Source organism: bacterium, from assembly GCA_040757115.1.
Classification (GTDB): Bacteria; UBA9089; CG2-30-40-21; order CG2-30-40-21; family SBAY01; genus JBFLXS01.
Genome location: JBFLYA010000142.1, coordinates 1 through 9,628, shown reverse-complemented (window position 1 = coordinate 9,628; position 9,628 = coordinate 1). Strand labels below are relative to the sequence as shown.

The following is a 9,628-nucleotide window of genomic DNA, read 5'->3' as shown; positions in this document are numbered from 1 at the left end:
ATAAGAGTGATATGGAGATAAGATAATAGAAATAGATTGAAATTTATAGAAATAGGTAGAAATTGATTGTGGAAAACAACAAATTTCCATAAATTTCTATTAGTTTCTATTAATTTCAATTTTTTTTAATAATATCTCCCTATCTCCTTAATCTCCACATCTCCTTTTGTTACACCACCTGAACGCTTACTAAATATTTTACCATTGTAACTATTCACCACGAAGGGTACGGAGAGCACGAAGTGAAATTTGATGAATTATCGAATAGAGTCATTGGATGCGCTATAGCGGTGCATCGAACTCTTGGGCCAGGTTTGCTTGACACCGTGAAGAGTGATAATTCACAATTCACAATTGACAATTCACCATTATTAAGGAAATTTAGGGAAGAAATTGTGAATGGTGAATGGTGAATAATTAGTTACCGTTTAGGTCTGACCCCATCATCTTTCTCTCGCAAGGTCGCAAAGGTCGCTTTTCTTACCATCCTGCATTTAATTATACCCTCCCCCGCAAAAATGTCAATAACTTTTTTTATTTTTTTGTAAAAAAACATTGACTTTTAAACCAGATTATTGTATTCTATATAAGGTTTGACGAAATTAAAAGCAGGTAACTGGTAATTAATAACTAATTACCCTTTATTATCAGTTACCAATTACCAAAACTAAGGAGAAACGGCCATGTCCACAGGGTGGACACAAAGAAGGATGAAAATAGTGGTAGGAGATAGAAGGTGGGAGTTAAGGAGATAAGCGTGAGGAGTGATGTTTCCTTTACTTTCTACTTTCTACTTTCTACTTCCTACTTCCTATTTTCAGGAAAAAGGAGGATGAAAATAGTGGTAGGAAATAGAAGGTGGGAGGTAAGGAGATAGGCGTGAGGAGTGATGTTTTCTTTACTTTCTACTCTCTACTCTCTACTTCCTATTTTCAGGAGAAAACAATGCATGAAGGGGATATTAAAAGAGACGATGTGATGTGGGAGATAAATATTACCCCACTAACAGATGTGTTTTTAGTTCTTCTGGTTATCTTTATGATTGCAACACCTCTACTTATTCAATCGGGTGTAAAGGTTAAATTGCCTTCATCAACCGTTACTGAGGCTCAATCTGAAGGAATTATCATCACCGTCACAAAAGAAAATAAAATATATGTCGGTAAAGAAGAAATCTCCGCTGAAAATTTACTTAACTACCTTAAAGAAAAACTTGAGACAGAAAAAGATAAATTCGTCATCATTAATGGAGACCAGGATGTTCTATTAGGCAACGCAGTGAAGATAATGGATTTAGCCAAAATTGCGGGTGCAGAAAAAATCGCTATCGCGACTGAGCCTAAAAAACTAAAAGAACTATAAGGTATAAAAAATGAAATATTTGCTACCTATTGTGCTTATAGGTTTATTATCATCTTGTGCGATTAAACCGAAAAGCGAGTGGATGAATATATTGAATGAAGAGGCGTCTTATCAAAAATACAATGCACTGGAAAAAAACTATATCGGGACTATCTATGACAAAGGGAAGAAAAAATGGAGTAAGTCAAAAGAAGAATACCATCGCTATTTCTTAGAACTATGGTACACACGCTATCAACTTCACTCACCAGTGAATAATGAGATAGACTTACAGGAATTTGTTGGAAAAAAAGTAGAGATAGCTGGTAAAGAGAAAGAATTTATTTATGGCAAAAGAAAGGCAAAAAAGATTCTAATAGGTAAAATCAGACTTGTGGAATAAAATTGAAAGAGTGAAAATCACCAATAATATAAATCACTTTGGACGGATAGCAGGGTTAAAAGTAGAAAATTGGGTAAAAGATGGAATTATTTGATGAACAAAGACAAAAAATTAACCAACCGTTAGCGGTGCGGATGCGACCGAGAAATTTAACTGAATTTGTCGGACAACAACATATCATAGGCGAAGGGAAATTACTCAGACGGGCAATTGAATCTGACCGCATAACCTCGATCATACTTTATGGACCACCTGGTTGTGGGAAAACAGCCCTGGCTCAAGTTATAGCCAATACGACTAATTCTTACTTTGAGAGATTAAATGCGGTTACTTCTGGTGTGGTTGAGGTCCGTCAATTTCTTCAACAAGCACAAGACCGCAAAAGATTTGAGGCAAAAAAGACCATCTTGCTCATCGAAGAAATTCACCGATTTAATAAGCCTCAACAAGATGCCCTATTACCAGATGTAGAAGAAGGGAATATTTCATTAATTGGCACCACAACACAAAATCCATTTTTTACGATTAGTTCACCAATTTTATCTCGAGCTCAGATTTTTCAACTTAATCCACTAAATTCACAAGAAATAGAAACGATTTTAATCAATAGCCTTAAAGATAAAGAAAGAGGATTAGGGAAGTATGAAGTGATAATGGATAAGAAAGCATTAGAGCACTTGATAAAAATTTCAGATGGAGATGCCAGACGGGCACTAAATGCCTTAGAAATTGGCGTTTTAACTACACCACCTAAAAACAGTAAGATTTATTTTACCTTGAAGGTATCTGAGGAGTCTATTCAACAAAAATCTGTTGTTTATGACCAGGATGGTGATGCACATTACGATACTATCTCAGCTTTTATTAAGAGTATGCGTGGTAGTGACCCGGATGCGGCTTTGTATTGGTTAGCGAAGATGATTTATGCTGGAGAAGACCCACGATTTATTGCCCGGAGAATACTGATTTGTGCGGCTGAAGATGTGGGGAATGCCGACCCACAGGCATTGGTCGTGGCAACAGCCGCATTTCAAGCATTAGAATTTATTGGAATGCCAGAGGCTAAAATCCCTTTAGCCCAGGCGGTTACTTACATTGCCTCTGCCCCGAAAAGCAATGCCGCTTATCTTGGCATTGAGGCAGCAATGAAGGATGTAACCACAGAAAAAACAAAGGAAGTCCCAAAACCCCTCCGTGATACACATTACAAAGGGGCGAAAAAATTAGGCTATGGCATAGATTATAAATATCCACATAACTTTAAAGACCACTTTGTTCAACAAAAGTATATCCCTGATAAAAACAAAACCTATTATCAACCTACAAATCAAGGATATGAGGCAAAGATTAAGGAAAGATTGGATAAATTGAGAGCAATGGAATGAATTATGTAGTCACAGATTAATTCATAGGAGATATAAAAATGGCTATTTTAGAAAAAGAGGTTAGTTTAGAGATTAAAGGGTTAAAGGAGATTATCAAAAATATAGAAAAGAAAAAGGTATTGTTTATAAACAGCCTTCATCATCCCGCTCTCCACCTATGTGCTTCCATTCCCGTATCTTTAGAGTATGATGGCTATCAGTTTATTACCTATACCCCAGATTTAGATGTTTATGGCTGTGGAGAAAGTGAATATGAAGCTGTTGAAGATATTAGAATGGCAATCGTTGACCTTTATTATGACTTTAAAGGAGAAAGATTGAGTCAAGATCTTCAGAATATTTTTGATTATTTATGCTCAATCATAAAAGAAAAGGATGAACAATTAGTAATCGTTCACCGCAGAGACGCAGAGAAAAAATTAAAACTATGGACGAGACGCAGAATTCCATCACGGATTTTCATCAGTGCAAGCTTTTGAGAACCGACATATCATAATTGATTAACAATTTGATTTTGATGTCCGATGTAGGAGAATGATTGCCTCAATAATCTTTTCTGTTATCTAATTTATTTCTCTGTTCCTCTGCGTCTCTGCGGTAAATTACCACCTGCGTGGTTAAATTGAGGACAAAAAAATGATTAAAGTTGGCATTTTGACTATTAGCGATAAAGGGGCTAAAGGAGAACGGAAAGATAAAAGCGGAAAAGTAATTGCTGAAATTATCGCAAGATTAAATGGAGAGGTAATTGAATATAAAATCATCCCGGATGAAAAAGAGGTGATTATTGATAGTTTAAAAAGTTTGATAGACCAGGCAGGTTGTGAAATGGTATTGACTACGGGTGGAACTGGATTATCTCCACGAGATGTAACTCCAGAGGCTACCAGCGAGGTAATTGAAAAAGAAGTGTTAGGTTTTGGGGAAATAATGCGGACGATAGGATTCAAATATAATCCTCACGCACTTCTATCAAGGGCTATTGCGGGTGTCCGAAAACAAAGTTTGATTATTAATCTACCAGGCAGCCCAAAAGCTGTCCGGGAATGTTTAGAACTTATCTTACCCGCCATCCCTCATGGAATTGAGGTTTTAAAGGGCAAAGTAGAAGAGTGTGGGAAATAAAAAAACAGGAGGTAAAAAACAATGGGAAAAGGTTTAGTCACCGCAACGGATAGTAATTTCGATGAATTGCTTAAGTCCAGAGAACTATTAGTCATAGATTTTTGGGCAGAGTGGTGTGGTCCCTGCCAAAGACTTACACCCATAATTGAAAAGGTAGCTAACGAATATGCAGGAAGAATAATAGTCGCTAAATTGAATGTCGATGAAAACACAAACATTGCTACAAAATATATGATTATGAGTATTCCGACATTAATATTTTTTAAAGATGGCAAAGAAATTAATAAAACAATAGGATTAATTTCAGAAAATGAGTTGAAGAAGAAAATAGATAGTTTTCTTTAGTAAGCATTCAGCCATCAGGTATCAGCAGGAAAAACGAGCATGCCCACAGGGAGTGGGCACAAAGGAGGATGAAAATAGATAGTAGGTAGGAGATAGAAGGTGGGAGGTAAGGAGATAGGCGTGAGGAGTGATGTTTTTTTTACTTTCTACTTTCTACTCTCTACTCTCTACTTTCTACTTCCTATTTTCAGGTGAAAAAGATGAATAAGAGAAAAATAGACGATATTTGCAATAAAATAATCAAATGGAGTTTCCTGGGACTCCTCACTCTGGTTCCTCTTTATTTTGATACTCATTGTCGAGGTGTATTTGATGTTCCAAAGATGACTTTATTGCGTCTATTTTCTTTAGTGATAATTGGCGCCTGGCTTTTACGAATAATTCTTACCAGAGAATCTAACTTTGTGCGAAGTCCATTAGATATACCCGTATTAGCCTTTCTTTTAAGCAGTATTGCCTCAACTATATGCTCTGTTGACCCATTTACAAGTTTAGTCGGTGCCTACAAAAGACATGAAGGGTTGACAACAACAATTAGTTATGTCCTGCTATTTTTCACTGCGACTAATTTATTACATAATAATCGCAAATTACTTCATCTAACTGTTTATCTCAACATAGGTATAGGATTTATTGTCTCTTTTTACACATTCATTCAACGGGCAGGACTTGACCCTATTTCCTGGGCCGCAGATGTTTCAGAAAGAGCCGTATCTACTTTCGGTAATCCTATATTTCTGGGGGCATATTTAGGAATGCTTATCCCGGTGGCATTAGGATACTTCTTCTTGAAAGAAGAGGTTAAAAAAGTCATTACTAAGAAAAAAGATAAGAAGAAAAAAATCGTTAGAGAGCAAAAAATAGGGATTGAAACAATAAAAATCTGGATATTTGGGATAGCCTTGATAACAATGTATGCATCCTTATTCATAGCCAAAAGTCGTGGTCCTCTGACTGGTTTAGTAGCCGGAATGATTATTTTTGCTATTTTGTGGGCTAAAAAGGCACTTGTTTATACTCGAAAAAGGATAATTGTTTTTGGTCTATCATTTTTTATCCTGACTACTTATCTTTGCCTTCAACCAAATTCATTAGGCGAACGAATAGTTAATGTTTTTAAATCAGCTCAGCAAGAAAAAGGTGAACAGCTCAAAACAATACTTATTGACAAAGACGCATCTCCAGAAAAGGCTAATCAGATAAAAGAAGGCTGGTTAACCAATAAACTTGTCGGAGCACTTGGCTCTCGATATTTTATCTGGCGAAATTCAGCAATAATTATGGCACGCTATCCTCAAGATGGCCCAATTCGTGGCCCACTCACCTTTCCTTTTTGTGGATTGGTATTTGGGGTAGGAGTAGATACGATGAAATGGGTATATCCGGCTTTTGAACTGCCGGGGATGGAAAAATTAGAAGGAGCAAATGTTGATTACGATAGGGCTCATAATGAAGTATTCGATACTGGCGTGACAAAAGGTTTAGTTGGATTAGCCATTTATTTCTGGTTAATACTTGCCTTTAGTTATCTGGCAATTAAAGGATATAGACAAAGTCCCTCACCAGCAGATAAAGTCTTAATTGCTGGGTTTTTCTCTGCCTTTGTCTCCTATATTATTCAAAATCAATTTGCCTTTGCCGTGATTTCTTTTACACCCTTTTTCTGGACATTAATGGGGTTGACGATGGTCATTTGCGGCTATACCAATCTTAGCCAGGAAAAAATAGAACAGGAAACACCTAAAAAAACTTCTGCCTCTATTCAATTTACACCTGCTCAAATCGCTCTATCTACTTTAGTTGTATTTATGGTATGTTTATTAGCCTACCTTTCTCTTTTCCCATATCGAGCAGATTGTTATTTTAATAAAGGGGAGAAGGCAATCCATGACCAGGATTTAGATACCGCTTTAAAGATGTATGAAAAAGCCACCCAACTCAATTTCAGAGAAAGACATTACTATGGTGAGTTGACCTACACCTATTATAAAAAAGCCGCCTCTATTCCGATGAATCAAATAGAATTAAAAAAGGAATGGATTTATAAGACACATAATCGGATAAAAGATGCCTTTAAGGTTAATCCCAAAGATGGTTATTTTTATAATATTTTAGGTGCTACCTATGCCTTAGAATACGATGTCGGTTCTAAAACAGCCAAACAAAAGGCGATTGATGCCTATCTAACCGCATTAAAATATAATATTGTCTTTGCTGAACCGCTTAATAATTTAGGTGCATTATATTCTAAAGATAACGAGTATGATAAGGCGATTGAGGTATATAAAACAGTGGCGAAGATGAGACCAAATGAGGGACAATGTCAAGTAACAATTGGCGATATTTACTTCCGGAAAAAAGACAATGAAAATGCAATTAAGTGGTTAAAATCTGCCCTAGCCATTGACCCAACATTAATTAATGCCCATCATAGATTAGGTGAGGTCTATTTTAACTATGGAAAATTTGAGGAATCGGCAAAGGCATTTGAAGAAATAGTCAAAATAGACCCTAAAAATATTGATGTCCATCGGGATTTAGGCGCGGCTTATTTTAGAGATGCTGAAACAAAAAGAGTAAAAGGACCAATTAATGAAGCAATTGCCTCATATCAGAAGGCAAAAAGTGAATTTGAACTCTATTTAAGATACCACCCGGAAGATACTGGGATTAGACAAATAGTTGACTCGATGAGATAGAAAGTTTTCGACCGAATATAAAAATAGTTTGTAACTATTCACCACGAAGGACACGAAGTGAAATTTGATAAATTATCGTAATCGTTCAGGGTAACCGTTCAGGTGGTAATTCACCGCACAGACGCAGAGGAACAGAGAAGACATGGAAATAAATCAGATAACAGAAAAGAGTAACCGTTCAGGTGGTAATTTACCGCAGAGACGCAGAGCAACAGAGAAGATATGGAAATAAATCAGATAACAGAAAAGATTATTGGTGTAGCCATTGAAATACATAGGACCTGCTTGCCGAATGTTCAGCCGGCAAGCCAGATTTGTTAATCCATCCCTGATTTTCATCAGGGCAAGTTTAATGTTGTTGGACTCAAGAGCTTGCATTGATGAAAATCAGGGATGTTAAGCCTATTGTCCATAAATTTTAATTTTCTTCTCTGCGTCTCTGTGTCTCTGCGGTGAACGGTTACAAATTTTGCAGACTCCAGGATTGATGTCCGAAGGGTGGAGCAAGGAAAAGTTTGAGCCAATTCTCCCTTTTCCCCATTTCTCCTTGTTTACATTTCTAATGTATAGCCCTGAACGGTTACAAGGAAATTAGCCACAAATGGATACGAATTAACCTCTGACATCCCATAAATATAGTGCGAACCTTTAAGTTCGCCTTTTGGCTTGCCAGAAGCGAAGCTAACGCCTCGCACTACAAATCTCTTTGGGAACTATTGGGGGCAACAAACCTGAATGACAAAAGGTCTGCCCCTAATCCCCTATATCTTCCTCGGAATTGGAATTGCGTACGGAGAAAAAATGAAAATGAAGAAAATAATTATTAAAATTTTTTTAATAATAGTTTCTGGTATTTTTTTAATTTTGGCTTTTCCGCCTTTTAATAAAGGAATATTTGCCTGGATAGCGTTAGTTCCATTTTTCTTTGCAATAAAAAATGTCAGCGGTAGAATAGCATTTTATATAGGATTTTTATGGGGAATGGTGTGGTTTGGAGGAACTCTTCATTGGTTATATGAGATTTTTGGGGTTGCTTCAGTAACTTTAATTGCTATATTATCATTCTTCATTGGGCTTTTTGGAGCAGGACATTCCTTTTTTATACGAAGGTATAATCCTATTTTAACAATCGCTATAACATCCATTCTTTGGATCGCTATAGAATTCTTTAGATCAGAATGTTGGACTCTAAAGTTTTCCTGGATGACTTTAGGGTATTCTCAAACTCAACATTTACTACTTCTTCAATTAGTAAGTATACTTGGAGTATATGGAATATCATTTCTCATTGTAATTGTTAATGTAGTTATTTACTTTACTATTGAAAATTGGAGATTGAAAGGAAAAATAATTACTTTATGGGGTATAATGGCAATAGGAATTCTTTTAATTTTACTTTATGGGAAAGCAGTAATCCCTGAGAATATCGAAGGAGAATATACTGTAGTTGGAATTCAAGATGAGTCTAGTTGCTTAGACAGATATTTGAAAAAGACGAAAGGAATAAGTAACAAAAAGCCAAGTTTAGTAGTGTGGCCAGAGTATGCACTTTTAGAAAATGTTTTATCTGAACCTGAGATTTTGGATATACTTTTCTCGCTGGCAGCAGAGATTAATTCGTATTTAATCCTTGGATGTACAGATGTTGCTCAAGATCCTTCAGAATTTTACAATACAGCAATAATCATATCTCCTAAACATAAAGTGGTTGGAAAGTACTATAAGATGAATCCTATTCAGTTATTTAGTGATGGATTACCTGGAAAGACTTATTCTGTTTTTCCTACTACATTAGGAAAAATAGGAGTAGAAATTTGTTATGATATGGACTATACTTATGTAAGCAGAAATTTAGTAAAGCATGATGCAGAAATTCTTGTTATTCCTACTTATGATGCAAAGAGATGGGGAAGAATACAACATTTACAACATTCAGCTATGACAGTATTTAGAGCAATAGAAAATAGAAGATTTGTAGTAAGAATAGCAAGTTCTGGAATATCCCAGATTATTGATCCCTATGGAAATGTTCTCAACAGTCTTGGAGTTATGGAAGAAGGAGTAGTAATTGGCAAAGTCTCACCACAAAGATATTTATCTTTCTATACAAAATTTGGATGGTTATTTCCTTTTTTATGCCAGATTATTATAAGCTGGTTGATTATTACTAACATTATTGGTAAGCGTTCAGGTGGTGTAACAGAAGGAGATATGGAGATTAAGGAGATAGGGAGATATTATTAAAAAAATTGAAATTAATAGAAACTAATAGAAATTTATGGAAATTTGTTGTTTTCCACAATCAATTTCTACCTATTTCTATAAATTTC

11 protein-coding genes are annotated in these 9,628 nt (G+C 35.8%); 9 read left to right on the top strand and 2 right to left on the bottom strand.

The window, feature by feature from the left end:
• Positions 1 to 736: 736 nt before the first annotated feature.
• The 8 genes from AB1422_12540 to AB1422_12505 all read left to right on the top strand — a co-directional run bounded on the left by AB1422_12540 (position 737) and on the right by AB1422_12505 (position 7,298).
• The gene (locus tag AB1422_12540) at positions 737 to 877 is read left to right on the top strand and encodes a hypothetical protein (protein MEW6620141.1); all 141 of its coding nucleotides are present in this window, start codon (positions 737 to 739) and stop codon (positions 875 to 877) included.
• A complete protein-coding gene (locus tag AB1422_12535) occupies positions 859 to 1,362 on the top strand; it encodes a biopolymer transporter ExbD (protein ID MEW6620140.1) in 504 nt (167 codons plus the stop codon). The genes AB1422_12540 and AB1422_12535 overlap by 19 nt, the downstream gene beginning before the upstream one ends.
• A gap of 10 nt (positions 1,363 to 1,372) precedes the next feature.
• Positions 1,373 to 1,744, top strand: a complete 372-nt coding sequence (locus AB1422_12530; protein MEW6620139.1) for a hypothetical protein — start codon at positions 1,373 to 1,375, stop codon at positions 1,742 to 1,744.
• Between the two features lie 80 nt (positions 1,745 to 1,824).
• A complete protein-coding gene (locus AB1422_12525; GenBank protein MEW6620138.1) occupies positions 1,825 to 3,129 on the top strand; it encodes a replication-associated recombination protein A in 1,305 nt (434 codons plus the stop codon).
• Positions 3,130 to 3,167: 38 nt separating this feature from the next.
• Positions 3,168 to 3,608 carry a hypothetical protein gene (locus tag AB1422_12520; GenBank protein MEW6620137.1) on the top strand — a complete coding sequence of 147 codons (441 nt, stop codon included), beginning with the start codon at positions 3,168 to 3,170 and terminating at the stop codon, positions 3,606 to 3,608.
• A gap of 157 nt (positions 3,609 to 3,765) precedes the next feature.
• Positions 3,766 to 4,254, top strand: coding sequence for a molybdopterin adenylyltransferase (gene mog, locus AB1422_12515; GenBank protein MEW6620136.1), 489 nt, complete (start codon positions 3,766 to 3,768; stop codon positions 4,252 to 4,254).
• 21 nt (positions 4,255 to 4,275) lie between these two features.
• Positions 4,276 to 4,599 (top strand): thioredoxin, encoded by a 324-nt coding sequence (gene trxA, locus AB1422_12510; protein MEW6620135.1) that lies wholly within the window; start codon positions 4,276 to 4,278, stop codon positions 4,597 to 4,599.
• A 200-nt stretch (positions 4,600 to 4,799) separates the two neighbouring features.
• Positions 4,800 to 7,298, top strand: coding sequence for a tetratricopeptide repeat protein (locus AB1422_12505; GenBank protein ID MEW6620134.1), 2,499 nt, complete (start codon positions 4,800 to 4,802; stop codon positions 7,296 to 7,298).
• Between the two features lie 153 nt (positions 7,299 to 7,451).
• Here the strand turns inward: AB1422_12505 and AB1422_12500 are convergent, their stop codons facing one another.
• Both AB1422_12500 and AB1422_12495 read right to left on the bottom strand, forming a co-directional pair.
• A complete protein-coding gene (locus AB1422_12500; protein MEW6620133.1) occupies positions 7,452 to 7,676 on the bottom strand; it encodes a hypothetical protein in 225 nt (74 codons plus the stop codon).
• A 173-nt stretch (positions 7,677 to 7,849) separates the two neighbouring features.
• On the bottom strand, positions 7,850 to 7,993 hold the full coding sequence (locus AB1422_12495; protein ID MEW6620132.1) for a hypothetical protein: 144 nt from the start codon (positions 7,991 to 7,993) through the stop codon (positions 7,850 to 7,852).
• Positions 7,994 to 8,105: 112 nt separating this feature from the next.
• Here AB1422_12495 and lnt point away from each other — a divergent pair, with 112 nt between their 5' ends.
• Positions 8,106 to 9,542 (top strand): apolipoprotein N-acyltransferase, encoded by a 1,437-nt coding sequence (gene lnt / locus AB1422_12490; GenBank protein MEW6620131.1) that lies wholly within the window; start codon positions 8,106 to 8,108, stop codon positions 9,540 to 9,542.
• Positions 9,543 to 9,628 lie beyond the last annotated feature (86 nt).

Excerpts from the sequence above, each read along its gene's own strand:
- AB1422_12500 (MEW6620133.1), bottom strand. The coding sequence starts at position 7,676 with ATGCAAGCTCTTGAGTCCAACAACATTAAACTTGCCCTGATGAAAATC.
- AB1422_12505 (MEW6620134.1), top strand. The coding sequence starts at position 4,800 with ATGAATAAGAGAAAAATAGACGATATTTGCAATAAAATAATCAAATGG.
- trxA (MEW6620135.1), top strand. The coding sequence starts at position 4,276 with ATGGGAAAAGGTTTAGTCACCGCAACGGATAGTAATTTCGATGAATTG.
- AB1422_12530 (MEW6620139.1), top strand. The coding sequence starts at position 1,373 with ATGAAATATTTGCTACCTATTGTGCTTATAGGTTTATTATCATCTTGT.
- lnt (MEW6620131.1), top strand. The coding sequence starts at position 8,106 with ATGAAGAAAATAATTATTAAAATTTTTTTAATAATAGTTTCTGGTATT.
- mog (MEW6620136.1), top strand. The coding sequence starts at position 3,766 with ATGATTAAAGTTGGCATTTTGACTATTAGCGATAAAGGGGCTAAAGGA.
- AB1422_12525 (MEW6620138.1), top strand. The coding sequence starts at position 1,825 with ATGGAATTATTTGATGAACAAAGACAAAAAATTAACCAACCGTTAGCG.
- AB1422_12520 (MEW6620137.1), top strand. The coding sequence starts at position 3,168 with ATGGCTATTTTAGAAAAAGAGGTTAGTTTAGAGATTAAAGGGTTAAAG.